Annotated in this window: 17 protein-coding genes and 2 pseudogenes; all 19 read right to left on the bottom strand. The window is 41.2% G+C overall.

What is annotated here, in order from left to right; genetic code table 11:
• Nucleotides 1-2,833, bottom strand: a pseudogene (locus EDM21_RS24220) (RHS repeat protein); the annotation flags it as partial.
• 176 nt (nucleotides 2,834-3,009) lie between these two features.
• The gene (locus tag EDM21_RS24215; RefSeq protein WP_157338919.1) at nucleotides 3,010-4,185 is read right to left on the bottom strand and encodes a carbohydrate binding domain-containing protein; all 1,176 of its coding nucleotides are present in this window, start codon (nucleotides 4,183-4,185) and stop codon (nucleotides 3,010-3,012) included.
• Between the two features lie 458 nt (nucleotides 4,186-4,643).
• Nucleotides 4,644-6,956, bottom strand: coding sequence for a M4 family metallopeptidase (locus EDM21_RS24210; protein WP_166542170.1), 2,313 nt, complete (start codon nucleotides 6,954-6,956; stop codon nucleotides 4,644-4,646).
• A gap of 460 nt (nucleotides 6,957-7,416) precedes the next feature.
• Nucleotides 7,417-7,644 carry a hypothetical protein gene (locus tag EDM21_RS24205; protein WP_157338918.1) on the bottom strand — a complete coding sequence of 76 codons (228 nt, stop codon included), beginning with the start codon at nucleotides 7,642-7,644 and terminating at the stop codon, nucleotides 7,417-7,419.
• A 174-nt stretch (nucleotides 7,645-7,818) separates the two neighbouring features.
• The gene (locus EDM21_RS24200; RefSeq protein ID WP_157338917.1) at nucleotides 7,819-8,250 is read right to left on the bottom strand and encodes a hypothetical protein; all 432 of its coding nucleotides are present in this window, start codon (nucleotides 8,248-8,250) and stop codon (nucleotides 7,819-7,821) included.
• A 357-nt stretch (nucleotides 8,251-8,607) separates the two neighbouring features.
• On the bottom strand, nucleotides 8,608-8,883 hold the full coding sequence (locus tag EDM21_RS24190; protein WP_166542169.1) for a magnesium and cobalt transport protein CorA: 276 nt from the start codon (nucleotides 8,881-8,883) through the stop codon (nucleotides 8,608-8,610).
• Nucleotides 8,884-9,704: 821 nt separating this feature from the next.
• A complete protein-coding gene (locus tag EDM21_RS24185; protein ID WP_157338915.1) occupies nucleotides 9,705-10,229 on the bottom strand; it encodes a hypothetical protein in 525 nt (174 codons plus the stop codon).
• Between the two features lie 332 nt (nucleotides 10,230-10,561).
• Entirely contained in the window at nucleotides 10,562-10,894 is a 333-nt protein-coding gene (locus tag EDM21_RS25160) for a hypothetical protein (RefSeq protein ID WP_235918348.1), read from the bottom strand.
• 4 nt (nucleotides 10,895-10,898) lie between these two features.
• The gene (locus tag EDM21_RS24175; RefSeq protein WP_157338914.1) at nucleotides 10,899-11,582 is read right to left on the bottom strand and encodes a hypothetical protein; all 684 of its coding nucleotides are present in this window, start codon (nucleotides 11,580-11,582) and stop codon (nucleotides 10,899-10,901) included.
• 249 nt (nucleotides 11,583-11,831) lie between these two features.
• Nucleotides 11,832-12,359, bottom strand: a complete 528-nt coding sequence (locus tag EDM21_RS24170; protein WP_157338913.1) for a DUF2247 family protein — start codon at nucleotides 12,357-12,359, stop codon at nucleotides 11,832-11,834.
• Between the two features lie 11 nt (nucleotides 12,360-12,370).
• The gene (locus tag EDM21_RS24165) at nucleotides 12,371-13,117 is read right to left on the bottom strand and encodes an RHS repeat-associated core domain-containing protein (RefSeq protein WP_157338912.1); all 747 of its coding nucleotides are present in this window, start codon (nucleotides 13,115-13,117) and stop codon (nucleotides 12,371-12,373) included.
• Nucleotides 13,118-13,303: 186 nt separating this feature from the next.
• Nucleotides 13,304-13,735, bottom strand: coding sequence for an NADAR family protein (locus EDM21_RS24160; RefSeq protein WP_157338911.1), 432 nt, complete (start codon nucleotides 13,733-13,735; stop codon nucleotides 13,304-13,306).
• Between the two features lie 95 nt (nucleotides 13,736-13,830).
• Entirely contained in the window at nucleotides 13,831-14,151 is a 321-nt protein-coding gene (locus EDM21_RS24155) for a hypothetical protein (RefSeq protein ID WP_157338910.1), read from the bottom strand.
• A complete protein-coding gene (locus EDM21_RS24150) occupies nucleotides 14,141-14,647 on the bottom strand; it encodes a hypothetical protein (RefSeq protein ID WP_157338909.1) in 507 nt (168 codons plus the stop codon). Before EDM21_RS24150 ends, EDM21_RS24155 begins: the two co-directional genes overlap by 11 nt.
• 325 nt (nucleotides 14,648-14,972) lie before the next feature.
• Nucleotides 14,973-15,251, bottom strand: coding sequence for a type II toxin-antitoxin system RelE/ParE family toxin (locus tag EDM21_RS25610; protein ID WP_157338908.1), 279 nt, complete (start codon nucleotides 15,249-15,251; stop codon nucleotides 14,973-14,975).
• Nucleotides 15,248-15,496, bottom strand: coding sequence for a hypothetical protein (locus tag EDM21_RS24140; protein ID WP_157338907.1), 249 nt, complete (start codon nucleotides 15,494-15,496; stop codon nucleotides 15,248-15,250). The genes EDM21_RS25610 and EDM21_RS24140 overlap by 4 nt, the downstream gene beginning before the upstream one ends.
• A gap of 88 nt (nucleotides 15,497-15,584) precedes the next feature.
• A pseudogene (locus EDM21_RS24135) lies at nucleotides 15,585-16,846 on the bottom strand (IS110 family RNA-guided transposase).
• A 335-nt stretch (nucleotides 16,847-17,181) separates the two neighbouring features.
• Complete coding sequence (locus EDM21_RS24130) at nucleotides 17,182-17,472, bottom strand: hypothetical protein (protein ID WP_157338906.1); 291 nt, start codon at nucleotides 17,470-17,472, stop codon at nucleotides 17,182-17,184.
• A gap of 13 nt (nucleotides 17,473-17,485) precedes the next feature.
• A partial coding sequence (locus EDM21_RS24125) for an RHS repeat-associated core domain-containing protein (RefSeq protein ID WP_201280830.1) occupies nucleotides 17,486-19,764 on the bottom strand: 2,279 nt, incomplete at its 5' end.

Below are 19,764 nucleotides of genomic sequence, written 5' to 3'. Positions count from 1 at the left end.
TTTTCCACCCCAGTGGATTCCACTTCGTAATCTGTGTGACTCCTGTTGGATCTACGGTGGTGATTTCATTCGCTGCATCGTTATAGGTATACCTAAACGTACTTGAATCCGGCTGGGTTACTTTGGTGGCTCGGCCTAATCTATCGTACTCGTACTGAGTCACAAGGCCTTTGCCATCTGTAAACTTCGTCATAGCACCTGTAGCCGGGTTATACTCGAACCGCTGAGTCACCGTCGTGTTTTGTTTGGCTGCATCCGTAACTTGTACGGATTGCTCAGTCGGAAACGCGGATTGGTATTGAGTACCGTACCCATTGGTAACGACAATATCCTGCGCATCGTCTTTAATGGTAATGCGTGTAGGGTTACCGAAAGCATCATACGTATAACTCGTGTGGGCTTGCAGGGCACCTGCCGCATTGTTCTCCTTTACCCGTACTTCCTTGATTCCATGGGTCACCGGATAACGTTCCAGTTCCATGTAGCTGTTTAGCCCGCTCGTAGCCGGTGCTGTTACACTGCTGAGCAAATGAGTAGCTGCATCATACTGATATGTGCTCACCGCATTGGCAGGATCCGTCTCTGTGAGCACATTCCCGTATTCATCATACGTACGCTGACTCACTTGTTCCGTCGAGCTGGAAGCACCCTGCACCGTCTTCGTGGTGGTTTTCGTTGGAGACGGCCAGCGGTTTGTCCGGTTGTACTCCATGGCCGTGGTCGTTTGCGTCACCCCGTCGTCTTGTTTGATCTGGGTGTTGTAGAAGACTTCCGGTGTATTGTCGTCGATATATACTTTGTCGTAGCTGTACGTCGTTTGGGTTCTACCGTTGTTGATAGTGGTAGCGAAGGATGAGTTCGCCTTTTGAACCGATCCGCCATCACCTTGATAGGTGTAATCCACACGACCAGATTTACTTTCTGTGCCGCCGGCATAGGTGATCACATCTTCACGGGCTTTGACACGGTAAACCGTTTCGGAAGCAGTGGTGCCTAAACTGCGGTTATAGGAATCATAACTGAAATCAGTCCGTGCGTTTGTCGGGTGGTACACCTGCTTCAACAGAGCTACGTAATTATCTTTTTTCTTGTAGGAACCGACAAGATCAAAAGGGGCTGAAGCAACCTCGTATACATATTGCGTTTTGCGACCAGCAGGGTCAGTCACTTGAGATAGCAGCTCTTTATTTCCTTGCGGATCTTTCGTTTTTTCATATTTTACCGTGCGATCCCCTTGACTAAGAGTTACTTCTGAACTTGAGTACTGGATTTTAATTTCATTTTGTAACGCGTCTTTAATTTTGGTTAAAACCGTTCCGTAACGTGAAACGTAAGAATATTCGAATTGAATGTTGTTTTGGTATGAATCTGATATTTGCAGCAGCTTGCCTTCTGAACTGAAGTACTGCTTCTGACCATCCAAAGCAGTAAGAACATAGGAGGAAGTTAAATCGTTTACGGTGACTGAGCCATCATAGGTTAACTTCAGATCTTTCCAAGGGTAGCCTTTTATATGGAGTCCGTCTAACTCGTATGTCGAACCTCCGAATAGAGTAATGTATTTCTTGTTGTCGCTTTTGGTCTCTATATAGGGAATATCCCAGCTCCAGCCCTTACCGATCGGGAATCTTTTCTCTTGACTCATCTCGCTGACTTGATTGCCGTAGGCATATTTAAATTCGCCGCAATTTCCAAAATTATCAGTATAATAACAGACCGGCTTCTTACTATTTGGATATTCTTCCACCTTTCCTGTGGTGTAGGCTTTAGCCATAAGAGGAGTGCCGCTAAGATATAGATCATCCTTTATCATGAATAGCGAAGCATCCGGGTTAGCTGGATCAAATTTATACGTACTTTCAAGTTCTTCACGGAATTGATTGTTAAAATCTTCTATAGGGGCCCGATTCAAAGGATAGGACCAGTAAGTATATTGGCCGTTAAATTGTACAAAGGAATGATACAACCATGAAAAATAGTACGGCTGAAAGTAAAAATCCGACGCACTTCCATGCGTAACAGGGTCACCCGAATACTTATAAAAGAGTTTTGCAGTCAGTTTCGGGTAATATATCACCTCAAAAACGTTATCCTGGATAACTTTTTTGTTGTAATAGATTGCATCTGAGCTATTGTAATTGCGGTTGAGAGTAAAAGACATCCCGTTGCGACCCGGCAGCGACATATCTGTCGATTGCATTTGTAAAGTACCATTGATAGTAGACACGTTATCATTAATCGAACCCCCATAAGGAGCACGATCAGCATTCATGTTCAACCGCTTTACAGCAAATTCATCATAACTCTGCGGAAATTTATCCGAAGAAGCAGTCCGGGAACTCAGCATACCATATGCAGAATCCGTTACTGTCGGTAAGTCTGAGAGATTCAGTAAAGACGGATGTACGAATGTTGTCTTTCCACTATCTTCTACAAACTCTCCGTACGTTTGAGCTGTCACGGTCTGTACCTGGTTAGTCTTCTCATCTACCTGCTCTATGAAACGCTCAGCCGAATAATCCATCTGTTCCAGTTTCTCTTCAACTTTCGGATTAAGTTGCTTGAGAAGCTCTCCCAAAGGTTGGCCAGCATCTTCTTGCTGCAAAGCTGTATGAACTTCAAGAAAGGTGTAGCCCTTGGTTAATTCGGCTAGAATTTCTGTCTCTGCTATTCCATACGCTTTACTTAGGGATTCCACCGTAAGAAGATTCTGATTAGAGTTTATAGTGCTAGTAGGCGGCCGCTCCGCTTTCATAGCATTTATAACATTTAAGGGAGCCAGCATTTGAATAAGCAGACAAACCAACACCAAATAATTCACTTTCTTTTTCATTAAAAACTTCACCGTTCCTCATAATAGTTAAATTGCAAAACACTGACTTACTACCTTTTTAACTGATATATTTTCTTTTCCTTTTCCTGTAGCATCAAATGATTTCCCTACCTATCACTCCCCAGTATCATAGGATCAGTCTCCCATTTGCCCGTCTGGTTGATAAGAATCTAATTCTAAACAACTCCATGTTTTTTAAAAAGATTCCCATTACGATCGTATAAATAGTGTATTATTTTTCCCTGGGGTAAAAGTGTATAAGTAATTCTACCGTTATTATCGTAAAGATATTGAAACTTAGATCCAGACTGTATGGGTGTTAACCTGAATTGATCAATATCAAGATAACTTTCACTCTCGCCTCCTATACCAAAGCGAATCACAATCGAATGCGTGGCAGGCAAAGGCTGATATAAAATGTGCTTATCATTCCATTGCCAGCCTCCATCCTTATAATCATGATGGATTTCGTTTATAATGGCACCTGAAGCATCCTGTTCCAAAATACTGAAGGTGCACTTTCCGCCAGAAGCCAAGGTGTATCTCATCTGAGCATTCAAAAGGTAAGAAAAACCTTGAGGTACCGGAATAGGAGATGATACAGCAAATACTTCAGAGGAAGGATCCCCGGCTCCGCTGAATAATCGATAATGTAATTGACCATCAAATGGTTCATAAGGAGCCTGTTTAGCATATGCGTCTATACTGCTCCCATTGCGCCAGAACACTTCCCAAAAGTCCGGCTTGCTCGTTAAATCCTCATCCTGCTCAAAACCTCCATTGTAATCGAAAGCTTCTAACCGTACTTTATCCACGTCCAGATATGCATCCTCTTCCCCGCCAATAGCAAATCGGATGTTAATATATGCAGCATTCGGCTTCGTACTAAATGTCAGAGTCTGATCATGCCAAGTCCAGCCTCCGTTTGTATAAGCTGCGTGGTTTTCAGAAATATTGTTACCATGTGCATCAAATTGAATAATAGTAAACTCTGCACGCCCCCCCGCAGCCACTGTATACCTCATATAAGCCTGGGCCTTATATATGACACCACCATTAATAGGGATAGGATTTGATATGACATACTGATACGCGTTTATATCGCCAATACCATTGTACAAGCGGTTATGATAACTGCCTTCAGCAGGCTCATACGGAGCCTGTTTAACATAAGCTGAGTTGCTGTTTCCATTCAGCCAGTTAATTTCCCAAAAGTCTGGGATTTGATTGTGATTCAGGTCCTTTTCAAACCCAGGATTGTAAGACTCATTTAGAGAAGCTGAAGCGGGCAACGGACTGACAATTACAAATAAGATCAATAAAATAAAAAGTGAATAATTCTTTATTCTCAAAAATATCATCTTCTTTCTTCTAGTGATTTAATAATTTTCTAATTAGAACTATAATTTACTCCAACAATTAAACAATAAATTTTACCATTTAATTCACAATAACCTCACCTTCATCCCACTATTTTTTCCACACGCTTTCCATTTTAATACTTAACTGCAGGTTAAGTATATCTTTATTTTTAATAAAAACAGTAGACATAATAACTTACACTAAACACATCTTCCAACAGAGAATTTGATTAAAATAGGTATAATGTTAATTGGAATTTATTACTTGTTCCCGGCAAACCCTATTCCTCTTGCGGCCACGACCGTCTCCTAGAAGGCCGAGGAAAAAAAGAAGATCGAGCTAAGCAAGAAGCCCACAAAAAAGCCTCTCCCCGGTTGAATTTCCGAGAAGAGGCCGCCTGTTCATTCCTAAATCAGTTTCCCTGAGGCCCACCTTATATGAAGACTTACTAACTAACTACGGCCCACAGAGCCGGAACGTTAGCCGGTTCCCAGCCTGGCATAGCCGTGTGAGCCTGGATAGCTCTGTAGGTTTTCCCTTGATAAGTGACGAGAGCGTTGATTGGGTAGTTGGTATACGCAGCCCAGGCAGCTGCGCCGGTCCCTGGATCAGTAACGACGGTGACCGCGTTGCTCGCCGGCGATACGTTGCCCGCCGCATCTCTCGCTTTGACGGTAAAGGTGTAGGACGTTCCGCCCTGCAGGTTGCTAACGGTCGCACTCGTTCCCGTAACCGTAGCGGCAAGTGTCGAGCCGTTGTACACATCATAGCCCGCTACGCCCGTATTGTCTGTGGATGCGCTCCACGACAAGGATGCACTGCTGGACGTTTGGCCTGTCGACACGAGGTTGCCGGGAGCCGTCGGCGGCTGCGTATCCGTCGGGTTGGTCGACGAGCTGGTCGTCACCGTCACGGCGCTGCTCGCCGGCGATACATTGCCTGCCGCATCCTTCGCTTTCACTGTGAAGGTGTAAGCTGTGCCGGGGCTCAGACCGCTGACGGTCGCGCTTGTGCCGGTTACGGATGCCGCCAGTACAGTGCCTCTATACACGTCATAGCCGGTCACGCCCACATTATCCGTCGACGCGTTCCATGACAAAGTTACGCTGCTTGAAGTCTTGCCTGTCGAGACCAGGTTCGCCGGTGCGGCAGGCGCTTGTGTATCTTGAACAGGCGGAGGACTTCCGATGCCGACGGCGGCGTAAGCCGCTTTTACCGAGTTAACCTGTGCCGAGTTAGCACCGAACAGATCGGTGGCCGAGCTGATAGCCGCTTGACGCATGGCCGTAAAATTGGATGTGCTCGTCAAATAGTAAGTAAGCGCTTTATAAATAATCTTGGCAGCATCGTTTCGACCAATACCGGTGATGCTAACACCGCTGTGCGTACCGCCTTGAGCCAGCAGGTAGAACGCTTTGTTGGGAATCCCGCTGTTTATATGCACGCCGCCGTTATCGCTGGTACCCCGGTAAAGGTTGCTGTAATGGTCCGGCTGTTTGAACAGCGTCGGGTTTTCCATCGAGCGCAGCGCATCGCCAGGTGTGTATGGTGTGTAGATATCATCCCCGATCAGCCAATTCTTTCCTTGAATGCTGTTGCCGAAAACGTCGGAAATCGATTCATTGAGCGCTCCTGACTCTCCCTGATACACAAGCCCCGCCGAATGCTCGGTAATTCCGTGCGTCAGCTCATGTCCGATTACATCGAGATCGCCGGAGAAAGCGCGGAACGTTGAGCCGTCCCCGTCGCCGTAAGCGATTTGCGCCCCGTTCCAGAAGGCATTGTTATAGAGACTGCCGTAGTGCACCGTCGACTTGATTGCCATACCATTGCCATCCAGGCTGTTCCGGTTAAAATTATTTTTAAAATAGTCATAAACGATTCCCGCATAAGCATGCGCATCAACAGCCGCCGGATCCGTCCATACATTGTCCGCATCCCTGAGCAGCGTACCCGGGAGCGATTGGGCATTACCCGCCGTATAGGTCACGATACCGCCGCCGCGCGTCGTATCCTGCAGCACGTACTGGGTGCCGCTTTGTGTTGTGGTGAACGTTTTGGTGTCACCGAGCACGCCGACGCCCGTACCGGTCGCATGGTCCAGCATGCCATACTGGTTAACGATTCTACCCGTAGCCGCATCGATAAAATACGTCTCGCGCTGCGGAGAAGGCTCCAGCACATTCACTTCCGTGATGTATACCAGCACGTTCTGTCCTTTGACCGGATAGAAGTTCAGCTCCGCTTTCTGCTCCCGCTGCTGGGCGCCCAGCTTGCCGATCCGTTTCTCCATATCCTTGTTCGCGATCGCGACCGCCTTCTCCGCACTGATCTTTGGCGCGACATTCGTGAGCGACTGCTGTCCGTTGTCGGCAACCGTACTGCCCAGATACGACGAGACATTGCCCTCCTTGTCAAAATGCAGCGTCTGATCCGTGCCGAACACCGGAACTCCCTGGATGTACTGCTTCAGACGCACGTGCTGAGTTCCTGTTTCGGCGTCCGTCGCCTGATCCGTAATCCGGATGCTCCGCTCCGCATCGCCCGTCAGATTCAAAAGCCCCTTCTTGGCGTTCAAGTAGGCCCACACTTTCGCTTCCAACGAAGCTCCCTGCGGTGCAATCCACTTCTCACCGATAAAACGCGGGGCGGCCAGATCAGTCTGCGGACCCGAACCGGAATTGCCGTCGGCTGCACCTACAGGAATTGCGGACAGTGCCATCATCGTACTTAGTACAATCACGGTTAATTTCTTTTTCACTAATCATTCATCTCCCGTCATTTTTTTGTTTACAGGCTTTAAACCACTAAATGATAACGCTTTCAAAAATCTCCCCTTTCAAAATGACCGATTACTTAAATCTCTATGATAGTTGAACCGGATGCACGCATCGAATGGTACCTAACAACCTTTAAATCATTAATCACAACGAATGTAACAGAGTGGTAAATTTGTAATTAAAATGTTAATTTTTACAATTTGATCATACTATCGGTTATCGACTTTTGTCAATTGACCAGTGGTTAAATTAAAGGGAGAAAATTATATACTAGAGGGGGATTAATCTATAAAAAATCTTCTATCATAAGCCGACAAGATAGATAATGACAGTGAAATTTTCCCAACCTCCATAAAAGGGGGGCAATTCAACAGATCTAATTTTACGCTGTTTCGCATTTAGTTAACACTTTAGCTTCGGAACTTTCGACAAATATAAGCATCAAATTCCGAATTGATCCGAAAAAAGCATATAAAGTAGATAAGCACAAAATATTATGGATATAATACCTGATATCCTAATATTAATCAGGTATAATTTTAAAGGTCTTTCTTCCCTTTTTGAACTACCTTTTGTGTATTTAAAAGAAAATTCAGGATTCATAATACTGACAATCCCCCAACTTATTCCTGGAAGAACGAATAGTGCAAATAATAATTTGTCACCCATCTTAACCTCCCATTGATTTTAAATGTTTTAACCCAGGCGCTCACAAGCAGTTTTTTAATCATTTGAATGAACTACACTTACAGATATATCTTTTCCTTTAAATATAAATTAAGTCGAAGTATAAAATGACTTTCTCTCGTCATATTTATTGTATCTCAGAATCAACTTCGCTAACTAACCAGTGCCCTTACTCATTTTAATAAATAACTCTAATAGAGCAAGCGTTTGATCTTGGTTCATTTTAATTTCCGGGTCTCCACCAGTCTTTAATGAGACCCCGAAAATAATATAATTTTTGAATAAGTTAATTATAATTATTCCTTGTTTTGTTGGTGATGAATTATTCAAACGAATTAAACCCACACAATTTCTCTTTTGAGGCATTTCCTTATTGCAAATCATCCTATGAGCCCTTTTTAAAATATCAATTAACTTAGCAAATTCTAAAGTATTTAATTCTATTTCTGCATCCATTCCATACTCATGTGTTTGCATTAGAGTTAAAAGAACGAGGTTATCATAGGCTGACAAAGATAATTTTCCCGAGCCTTCGTTGAGTTCAGAGTCAATATTGATCCATTCAATCCCGGTTTGTTTTTTATTCACGTATATTTCCTTCCTATTCACTTGGTGGGCATCGCGGTGGACAGAAGAAGAATTTTATGTTGGATTTTGCGGGCAAGTTCCATCTGTGATAGCGTTTCGTCTCTTCTGCAGCAGAGGCTCTGAATTTGCTTTAAACTATCCCTAGCTGCTTGGGTCCATTTAATGTTCATAGGTCACCCTTTTCCATGGCCTCCAGAATTTCGTCGGCCGTATACGTCTTGTTGCCTGAAATATTCATTTTGGCCTGTTTAATCAGTATTTTCAATTCCTCATCGCTCTCAATTTCCTCTTGAACGATGTTATGAAGCACTTTGCTAAGTCGTGCTTTCCCTTTTTCCTCGATATCTAATCAATTGTCTAATTTAGTTCTACATTTAGTTTGACAGCCTTATCTACATCAATGGATGTAGAATACACTCCTGGGTATTTCAAATGATCTTCTTCGAATCCAGAGTATCTAGCTGATACTACAGATATCTCTTTAAAAAGAGCATATTCTATATCGGATAAATGTTCATTTAAATGATGATCAAAAGTTATATGAAATTCATTACAAAATGTTTCAGTATCAATTTGACTATTTTTATAAAGAAGTAATAACCAATACAAACGTTCCTTTGGGGTCCGATTCACACGCTAACCTCTTTCTATTTTTTAGATTGTAAAGGGCCTAATGGGTCTCTAGTATACATAAAGTGGAGAACAGTCTTTGTACTTATTATACAGAACTTCTAAATTATATTCTTTTTGAGTTTTATACATAACAGTGTAGTACATTTTGGCTGAGGTTCCTTGTGGATCAGGCATCTCTTGTCCAAACTTAATAGCCGATTTCAATGTTTGGACTGGTACACACCTTCCTGCTTGTTCCATTCGTTTAGTTGTAGTTATAGTTGTAGTTGTATTAAAATTTAGTTCTTTCTCAAATTTTTTCCCTACTCGAGCCGCATAAAATAAAGAAGAAAACTTAATTGTTGCAGCTTCGCCTGGATAATCAAGAGCTGCTGCACCTACAAAATCTTTAATAAACGCTAAAAATGGATGTGTCTCCCTAGATATTCTGTATACATTTCTCTTGAAATTGTGTCAGCACTAGATTGCATAATTTCACTATTAGAATATCCTTTTTCCCTAAGGCCACTTCTTCAACTGTCAGCTTGTTTCCCCAGTAACTCCTCTCAACTTGGGTGGTAGCTGCTTGCCACATCCATTTCATTTCATTGATGGTCCAGTTTGCAGCAATTTTCAAATTCCAAGGTATCCAACTTGTGTCAAATAAATTTCCACCACAAATTCAAACTCAGCGGATTATCTAACTGCCCTTCATACGTACCCTAATTTATAAAGCGCTCCAAGCAAAACAAAAGACAGGGTCTGCTCCCCGCCTTAGCTAGTCTTACTTTTGATGTTGGTGTTATAAGAATACTTGCTAACGTTCACCACTTTTACGGACATTAGCCGATGAATTTATACTTTTCCAGAAAGCTGTGAAATTCTTTGTAGGTTTCACTTTCTTCTCCAACATTCCAGAAGACAGAGTCAAAATCCGATTTGTGCTTATCTTGAAGATAGTAAAAAACCATGTCCAGCAGTTCAAGTGACCTCGATTCATTTCGCTCGACAATATCAGCGAATTCTTCTAACAATTTTATTCTACTGTTCCCCGTGTCATTGGCCTCGATCAACATTTCATATTTTTCCAGTAAACTTACTTTTTCATGTTCATGTTCAAGAAATTGGATAAATCCCTCATTTTCGCTTACGGTTTCGGTGAACCAAATTTCTTCCCCTGTTTCTGAATCAATATGGAGAGATTGAACGCTTTCAAATTGATCCGTTACAGTAAAATAGATTTGTTGGATAGACAATTGCTCCGATTTTTTTAGTTCTTTGTTGAATAATGGCTCAGGGATTTGAGGAAAGAATTTTTTCAAGTCCTGGATACGAACAGCAGGAATCTCCTTGTTTTTAAGCCACATAGAAATATTCGCTCGATTAATCCCAAGCTTATTTGCTAAATCCGCATTCGAGATATGATAGGTTTCCAGAATGTATTAAGACCAAACATAACCCAACTCCTTAACTTTGTTAAATCTACTATAATCGTTTAACATTGTTAATTCAAGTGATTTGAATTAAAATACCCACAAACGAAAACCTTCGCTTGTGGGTATTCCTTATAAATTGTGCAGTTGTCCTTAAAGCAATCTATGAATACCTTGACCTATCCTCCGTAACTTATTAAGCTAATTGTTTTCCCTCGAAATCTCTTTTGAAAAAGCATATAGAATTTTAACCTATCAGGTTCTTCTTATTCTTTATTATTCAATAATCTTTTATACTCTTCGAACCATTCTGGTCTTCTTGCTTGTATCAATGAGAGTGCTTCAATTAGGGCTATTCCTTTAAGATAAAATAACTTGTCATAGTTGATTTCTTCTTTTCTTAACCATATATACCCCAAAGATTCACCACAGCTAGCAGCTATCATCTCATTGGTACTATTTAGATTCGAAATTTTTAATAAAAAATCAATTGTTTCTTCATTTTCAAAGTTTTCACCTAAATCAATGACCGCATCATCTTTTTCAGCATCGGTTGCATGGGGATCAAGCAAAATCTCCATTAATAATTTTTTCTCCATGTTATCACTTCCCTAATGGAATATGAGTCCCAACATTTCTGCCACCTATTTCACCAGTAAATGGGTTTATATAAGTTCCTTTGTCATCCAATCTAGCGTCAAACCTTGATTGATTGCTTCCTGCTTTTAATCCCTCTCTAGTACTTGCTTCTTGCTTTAATTTTAATCGCCAACTAAATACACCATTATTATTGACTCCCCACATTTCAACTCCTCCTTCCGTGTATTTCCGTTCCCAACCATTCGTCTTAGCCCATGATCTTAAGTTTGCTATATTTTTTGAAGCATTACCTGTATTTTTTACTAGATTGCTAGCTGCAGTAAAGTATGTTAAACCAGGAGCCCCGTGACCAGCATAATCCCAAGAGGCATTAGCTATCTCCTCTATTCCATGTAAAACCGGGGAATTTTTTCTTGAAATTAAAAGAACCAATTCTTTTGAGAGCATGTCATCTGAGCTTTGCATAATATTATCATTAGCTATTCCCGATCTTCTCATTTGATTTCTCAATTTTTCAGCTTCTGCAGCCCAATAATCTCTTTTCTTAGGGTTAGCATGCCACTGTTGTTTCATCTCGTTAATAGTCCAATTAGCTGTAATGCTAGTGTCCCATCGTAATGAGTTTATATCAAAACCCCCACTACCTGTAGACATTTCAGCATGACCACTCGGATCAACATACTTCAAAGGATTATTACTCACATACGTATACAAATTCAAACTAAGCGGGTTATCGAGTTGCCCTTCATACGTATCCTAATTTATAATGCGCTCCAAACAAAACAAAAAGACGGGGTTTTACTCCCGCCTTGTCGTGGAGATTCATTACCGGTTTTGATGAACTGCAGTAGGAATAAGAGATTTTATAAAAATCTATATAAATACGATATATACCTGTCCAAAAATATCCATACAACAAGTTTATTTAATATCAGCTTAGCTCTCCCCTCTTAAATTACCAGCTAAAGAGTATTTCGCCCTTTGCTCTTTCAAATATTGTTCCCAATTTCTATACATGCGTTCTCTATTTAATTGTAGTGATTGATAGACTGGTTCCGCGGTAGGCATATAACGAACAAATCCAGCAATCTCTTCTGGATAATCGAAATCCCCATAGATAACTTCAACTACATCAAAAGGGTCAGAATAAGATTCTTTATGTGTATAGACCCAATTTAATAATAAATAAAGAAATTTATTACATGGCTCCTTACCATTTTTATTACCCGTCTCAATTTTCAATTTATCAAGATAAGGATAGATTGAGTCGCCTTTATTTAAGCAAGCTATATCAATAACAATTTGAGCTGGTTCTAGCTCAGTGTTAACAAGATGAATTGCGTACTCAATAAGTGATTCCTGAGCCATAAAGCCATGATCAATTGCAAAAATAAGATCCTTCCAACCTATACTTATCAATTTTGAAGCATAGTCATAAGAAAATATGATTTTAAAAGTATTCATTTACTATCTCCTCAGAACCTATTTGACTTTTGATTTGGAATTCCATTTATTATACCACCCTCTATAAATCTTTGATGCGATACAGTGCCATTTAGTTGTAATATATATTCGTATATACCAGATTTTCTGTCCAATTCACCTCTAACTTGGAGTAATGTTCTCTGAACGCCGTCTCCACCTGTGATATTAAAAGTTGACCCCTTGGATAATTGTGATTGTGATAAAAAGCTAGCAGCTCTATGCCCTGGATCTGATTTGTTTAAAGCAGTGCCTGTTCGCTCTGCATTGATGATTTTCTTTGCTGCTTGAGAGGAACTCATAACATTGCTGATGCCCTTAGCTCCACCACCCGACAAAGCCGCCAAAAAATCAATTCCATACCCTGACAATGCAGCATCATAATAATTTAACAATTGAATAGTGGCCCATTGTGAATTGCCCTCAGAGTTTTCGTACGGACTTGTCATGGTAGCCATCTCAAATAAATATATAAATTGGTTGTTATCGGAATCCCCAGGAATCATTCTGCCATTTCTGAATTTAGTTCCCGAACTTGATCTTAAATCCCAATAATCATTATCTCCTTTTTTCACCCTTTTAGCGTAGTTAATCGTCTTTAATAGATTGCTCATAGAATTAGGGTGTGTATAGCCACTTACATCAACATAATTTCCACCACCACTATTATCAATAGCTTGCTGAGCATGACCACTAGGATCCACATACTTTAACGGATTGTTTTTAACATACGTATACAAATTCAAACTCAGCGGATTATCGAGCTGCCCTTCATATGTATCCTAATTTATAAAGCGTTCCTTTCAAAACAAAAAGACAGGGTTTGCTCCCCGCCTTAGTTTGTAGCTTTGATGCTGCATTTATACTTGGATGCATTAAATGAAAGCAACCATCTTCGTTATTATTCATTAGTAAAAGTTGCAAACCTATTTTAACTTCTCTCTAACTTCCATTAAAATTCTCCCTAACATATTCTTCCCAGATCCATCTTTTCCACATCCCCAATAATAATCTTTCGTTGTGTCTTCAATTATTTCTTTCTCCCTAGTTGATAATAAAACAGCTTTAATATCCTCGTTATTTAGAAACTTGCTATAAACTGCACTTCTCATAACATCATCTTTAATAGATTCCCAATCACTTCTTAGTGGATTATTTTTATTTCGTCCCATTTTCGCAGCTATCATAGGGCTCTCTGCTAGTCTTATTGTCTCCTGAATATCTAGATCCTGAAACTTTTGAGCTTGAAAATAATGTTCACTCGTTAGCCAATACCTATTGTCCTTAATAAACCCATGAGGTGAAAAATTTGAAAAACATCCGTATTCATCACTTACTTTATAAAATTTTATTGTCATTGCATCATCCCTTATTAATTTGGCTTTGAAGTAAAATTTTGCGTTTATTAATCTCATCTTTGAGGAAAGGGTTCTGATCTCCTAGTAAACTTAGTTTAATTTTCACCGAAAATCCGACCGATGTAGATTTGTAAATGTCCTATAAAATTACTTTGAGATGAATTTATTGGTTTTCGATATGACATCTCAGCTTCTGCTCTTTTATAAAATGTAAATAGCATACTTGTAAGGCTCTTAGGTATTGTGTTTTCATCCTTCAGTATGGACTGAATTTCTTCCAGAATGGAGTACACTCTTTGCATTACTTCTTCTGTTAAATCTTTCTTAGTTAACAAGATTATACTTACTTCTAATATAATCTCTTCTAGCCTTACCATTATTTCATTATAAGGTTCTTCTTGCTTGTTATTTAACATATCCTGTTATAGCTCCCTGTGGTATAAATTGAAATATTGATATTTCTTGTGACCATACCCCTCTATTATACGCTAATCTTTCATCGAAGTTATCAGAATTTTTGTTATATAGTGCTCCTTGATGTACTTTAGGAGAGGGAACTTTACTTAAATCAATGGCCACTATACCATTTCCACTATCATATCCTCGTGCAACAGTTAAACTTGTTGTGGTAGAAATCCAGGGATCGTTCGTAAGAGCACTAGTTTGACTTCCATTTAAAATATGATCCATAGGAGACCATAGACCTTCTGGATTCTTAGCCGAAATCCCCTTTCCGCTTTTCAACGAGGCAACGTCATTTGAGGTCAGTGCTCTGTAGACCTTATTTTTTCTATCTTTAGCTTCACTTCCACTTATTGTAAGCAGCATTCCTATTGAAGCAGTCAGTCTTGCAAAAGCAGTTACAGAAGCTGCAGAGGCTGCAGATCCTGCACTAACACCAGGGGCTGGCAATACAAGAGTACCTGCTTTTTTTCACATCAGTACTAGTGCCTTTATAATACAACGTTTTTTTTATTTGTTCATTTGCCCACCCAGGATTAGCACCTCGTGCAAGATTGGTTAAGTATGTCCATTGATTAGAATCAAAAACTCGGTCATCTCCTGCTCCAGCAGCCATTTCAGCATGCCCACTAGGATCAACAAACTTTAAAGGATTGTTTTTAACATACGTATACAAATTCAAACTCAGCGGGTTATCCAACTGCCCTTCATACGTATCCTAATTTATAAAGCGTTCCTTTCAAAACAAAAAGACAGGGTTTGCTCCTCGCCTTGGCTAGTCTGACTTTTGATGTTGGTGTCGTAGGGCTTCGATATAAACGGTTTGATGATCTGCGGAGAAGGAATAATAGATTTTGTAGCGGTCTATAAATATGCGGTATGTACCTGCCCACGAAGGCTCGTTTGTCGGCATTGTGGTGGACAGAAGAAGAATCTTATGTTGGATTTTGCGGACAAGTTCAATCTGATAGCGTTTCGTCTCTTCCCGCGTGTAGTGAAGGCTCTGAATTTGCTTTAAACTATCCCTGGCTGCTTGGGTCCATTGGATGTTCATAGGTCTCCCTTTTCGATGGCCTCCAGGATTTCTTCAGTTGTATATGTCTTGTTGCCTGCGATGTCCATTTTGGCCTGTTTAATCAGCATTTTCAATTCCTCGTCGCTCTCAATCTCCTCTTGGACGATGTTATGAAGCGGCTTTACTAAGTAGTGCTTTCCCTCGATATCTACAATGGTGGAGTCATCCTCCTGTACCCATGTTTTAAATAATTCGGCATTCAAGCCTTCAAGCTTTCTGAGCATTTGAAATCCTCCCTGCCTGATATAGATATCCATTAGTATACCACCTCCCTAAAGTTCTTGATACGTACGGTTCTGCCTGTCCCGCTGCTTATCCGGCTTGCAAATTAGCTGAAGGAGGCATGATGTATTCGCTTTTATTTTTCAAAAGAGAATAGATGATATTGGTTAACTTTCGCATGAGGCAAACCAGTGCCTGGATTTTGGTCTTTCCTTCTGATTGTTTCCGCTGGTAATAGGCATAGAATTGGGGATGGTTCGGCTCCTTGCTTCCTCTCTTCACCCCGATCTGCTGACAGGCAAGCTGGTAGAAAAGCTGATGCAATTGCCTGTTTCCTTGTCCGCACTTGTGATTGGTATGTTTATCCCCTGAACCGATTACAACAGGAGCAATACCTGCGTAGCGGGCTAATTTGTCACTGCTGCTAAATCGTGAAATGGCCCCAATCTCCGCAATGAAATTAGCTGCCGTTACCGTATCAATACCATACATGGTTTCTAGCCTATAGCCTGTTTGTGGAAGCAACAACGCTAACCTTTGTTCAAGAGATTCCAATTCGTTCTTACATGACTGAATTCGCCTAATGGTGCTTTGGATGATACAATCCCGCTCTTCCTGATAGTCTCTTTTGGTTGCTCCATCTGAATGAATCAGTTTCAGGATTTTTTCTGCCGTTTTGAAGGAACAAGCGTAGTTACTCGGCTTTAGTAAGAATAACCTTAATTCATCTACCGAGGTTCCCATTACATGATGAGGAGCCGGATATCGCTCGAAAAATGCAAGAGCCGTTTTCCCATCTATCTGGCTGAAAAATTTCTTATAACTTGGATAATGATGTGAGATTTGTACATGAAATTGATTTAACAGTGTGATATGTTCACGGACAATTGAATTTCTTGATGTAACCAATTGGCTAATCGCCCAGTAGTGGTCGATAGGATTGGCATCCGGCACTTCTCCAATTGATCAACCAGCACATAGCCCACGCACTCAGCATCCCAGGAATCAGACTTATGGATAATGGGATTTGCTTTTCTTATTGCGCTTGCTAGAGAAGGATTAACCTCTTTCACCTCTTGTTTGTAATCCACCAGGAAAGCGGCTAGCGATCTTCCATAGCCCCCCGTGTCCTCTAACCCGTAAACGATCCCCTTACCCTTGGAAACCTTACTGGCTACTTTTATTAATTCAGGAAACGCACTGGGCCGATTATCGAATTTGATTTCGCCTAATTTACGTTTGAATCCGTTCATAAAAACGGCTGTATGATGCCTTTTATGTAAATCCACACCTACAAAAATATGATTCAGTCTTCTTTCTTCAAACGCATCCTCTTCTAGTAAATAATTCAGTCTTCTATTCCTCCTATAGTTTGTTGTTACCCATGAAGAAGTATAATAAAGAGAAGGCTTGCACCTGCTTCCATCAGCGGCTCTCCAGCATGGTTGGCTTGCGCTGCCGTGAGTTAAAAGCTAGATCATACGAAATGTTTCTTTCCGATACACAGCTTACGTTCGGATTGGCTCCAACACCCTGACCTCTGCTTCAGTAAATCCCCTGCTCATGATGTTCATTACTCGTCTACTCTTGATAGTATGGTTAAACAAAAAAACCCGTAAGAGGTCACTTTTCAAGTGTCCATCTTGCGGGTTACAAATTCACAGACGCATGTGAAATAGGCTTATCTTTAATCTACAAAAACAATGGTTTCAAATTTCTTTGCGAATTCCAGAAATTTATCCTCCCATCCATTTTCTATTGAGATCTCCTGTAAAGAACTAGTAGGAGCAAAACAAAGTTTGAGTTCTTGGAGTACAGAATCATCATTTGTTAATATTTTATCAATATACGTTCTTAATTCGTTCAATAATTCTTCTGTACAATCATATTTTGACCAAGTGACATCAGTAGATTCTACATCAATTTCATTTATCACATCTTTTATTAAATATATTAAGGAATCTTTAAGCGTGACCATGTTTCCTCCTACATTATAATCCAAATTTATCATTAACACTTTTTCTGGATCGCTGGGAACTTTCAATTATAGCTCTCCAGATATCATCACCAGTATAGCCTTTTTTAATTTGTTTTTGAACAACTTGTTCCCATGATAAATTAGGATCAGTTTTTGCAAGTGATTCAGCCAGTGTCCTGTCTGACATTAAATTACGTGCTTGTGATCTAATTTGATTTCTAAATTTAAAAGCTTGGAATGCTTGCTGTTCTAACTTCAAGGTAGAATCTATCCGACTGGCAATAAGTAACTCTTGCTCTAAATACCATGCTCTTGCAGCCGCACTACTTAAACTTCCACTCCTTAATGCTAGTCCACCTGCTCTGAGTAAATTCAATTCTGCAGTCCCTGATGCTAATGATGCACCAAATAAAAAACCATTAACAAAATAATCCAAACCTAACTCTGAAGTAGCATTTTTAAATAGTTGTGTTCTCATTTCCTTCTGTGTTGAAACACTCGCAATAGAATATGCTTCGTTGTCTCCAGCGACCCACCTAACGAACCGATCTTCAATAGGATAATAATAAACAGCTGGAGGCGGCTCTACTCCATCATACCTATAATGATCACCATCATGGTACATATCATCAGAATAAGTTGAAGTCGAGTCATTACATGCGCCTGGGTGTGCCCACTTTCCATTAGCTGACTCACACCAATGACCCGTCGGATCAATATAAGTCAATGGATTGTTATGCACGTACGTATACAAATTCAAACTCAACGGATTTGTAATATCCCCTTCATACGTATCCTCATTAATAAACCGCCCCATACTCGGATCGTACCAGCGGGCACGAAGGTACTGAAGCTTCACACTTTCATCCCAATATTCCCCGCTATACAGGAACGGATTGTCTACTCCTTGGAGTACGGTAGTTGGATTGCCCCATAGATCATAGGCGTACTGATTGATTACATTCCCATTTGCATCTCTGAGCTCTACGACATCTCCATGTCCGTTATGAACATAGTACGCTTTACTGCCAGTTGCATCAACCCGGGCTACCAATTGACTCCCACGCAGGTAACTGGCCTTATGAGCGGCCACCCCATTGGTAACTGTGCCTTCGGCAATCATCTGATCGCCGTCATAATAATAACGGGTTGTGATTCCGTTCTCTATCCGCTCTGTCAGCAGATTATCGCCATTGTATTTGTAATTTACATGGCTTGATCCGTCCAGTTGTACGGCATTCAGCCGGTTCCGATTGTCATACGTGTAGCTGGTATCTACGGGTGTTATAGGCTTGTCGCTTTCCAAGGTAAGCCGATTGCCCCGATTATCATAGCTGTAATTTTCGTTGTATTCCGATGAAGTGGCAATCCGGTTTAAAGCATCATATGAAAAGGATTGGGTAACTCCATTCTCCACTTTACTTGTTTGGTTAGCATGAAGGTCATAGTTATAAGAGAAGGACTGAACCGCTGTTCCTGATTTAGCTTGGGTTAGCCTAGTCAGATTTACACCTTCATAGGTGAATGCAGCCTGGACCCCATTCTTCGCTTGTGTGGTAGACAGTAATCCATTCTTCTTATATTGATACGCAGCATCCCAATCTGCCGGCTCCGTACCGACCGCGGTTATCCGGTTCTGTACATCATACTGATAATTGGTGACAACACCGAATGGATCGGTCATCTTCGTGCGTTTTCCTTGCGGGTCGTAGGCATATTGCAGGGTCCGTTGATCCGGATATTTGACTTGTGTCAGCCAACCGGTTGAAGGCTCGTAGGTATAATTCGTTGTACCGGTCCCATCCTGCATAGACAAGCGGCGGCCTGCCGCATCATACGAGAAGGCTATTCTTTCATCCGTCGTCTCGCTTGCCGTGAGCAGATTGACTGCATTGTATGTGAAGGTGTGTGCATTTCCCTTCCGATCGATACTTTTCGTTACATTGCTGTTTGGGTCATAAAAGTAAGTTTCAATCTGACCCAGCGGATCTGTTTCTTGAATCACTCTTCCCATCTGGTCGTAGCTCTTCAACTTTTTGTTACGATCGGGATACTCAATTTGGGTCAAGTTGCTCGCTTTGCTATACGTGTAGCGAGTCGTATTGGCCTCTGTATCCGTGACGGATACCAGCCTGCCCATAGCGTCATAGCTATACTGCGTAGTCTGTACATCTCCGGCGCTGCTTCCTGCCCCATCGCTCATGGTGAGTACTTTGCCTGCAGCGTCATAAGTAAACCGGACCGAACCGGTTAAAGCCCCCGCTGCACTAAAAATATCCCGCGCAGTCGCCC

This window comes from Paenibacillus lutrae (assembly GCF_009757775.1).
GTDB classification, from domain to species: domain Bacteria; phylum Bacillota; class Bacilli; order Paenibacillales; family NBRC-103111; genus Paenibacillus_F; species Paenibacillus_F lutrae.
This window is presented reverse-complemented; position numbering and strand designations above follow the sequence as displayed.

Excerpts from the sequence above, each read along its gene's own strand:
- EDM21_RS24205 (WP_157338918.1), bottom strand. The coding sequence starts at position 7,644 with ATGGGTGACAAATTATTATTTGCACTATTCGTTCTTCCAGGAATAAGT.
- EDM21_RS24185 (WP_157338915.1), bottom strand. The coding sequence starts at position 10,229 with ATGTGGCTTAAAAACAAGGAGATTCCTGCTGTTCGTATCCAGGACTTG.
- EDM21_RS25160 (WP_235918348.1), bottom strand. The coding sequence starts at position 10,894 with ATGGAGAAAAAATTATTAATGGAGATTTTGCTTGATCCCCATGCAACC.
- EDM21_RS24170 (WP_157338913.1), bottom strand. The coding sequence starts at position 12,359 with ATGAATACTTTTAAAATCATATTTTCTTATGACTATGCTTCAAAATTG.
- EDM21_RS24160 (WP_157338911.1), bottom strand. The coding sequence starts at position 13,735 with ATGACAATAAAATTTTATAAAGTAAGTGATGAATACGGATGTTTTTCA.
- EDM21_RS24155 (WP_157338910.1), bottom strand. The coding sequence starts at position 14,151 with ATGTTAAATAACAAGCAAGAAGAACCTTATAATGAAATAATGGTAAGG.
- EDM21_RS25610 (WP_157338908.1), bottom strand. The coding sequence starts at position 15,251 with ATGAACATCCAATGGACCCAAGCAGCCAGGGATAGTTTAAAGCAAATT.
- EDM21_RS24140 (WP_157338907.1), bottom strand. The coding sequence starts at position 15,496 with ATGCTCAGAAAGCTTGAAGGCTTGAATGCCGAATTATTTAAAACATGG.
- EDM21_RS24130 (WP_157338906.1), bottom strand. The coding sequence starts at position 17,472 with ATGGTCACGCTTAAAGATTCCTTAATATATTTAATAAAAGATGTGATA.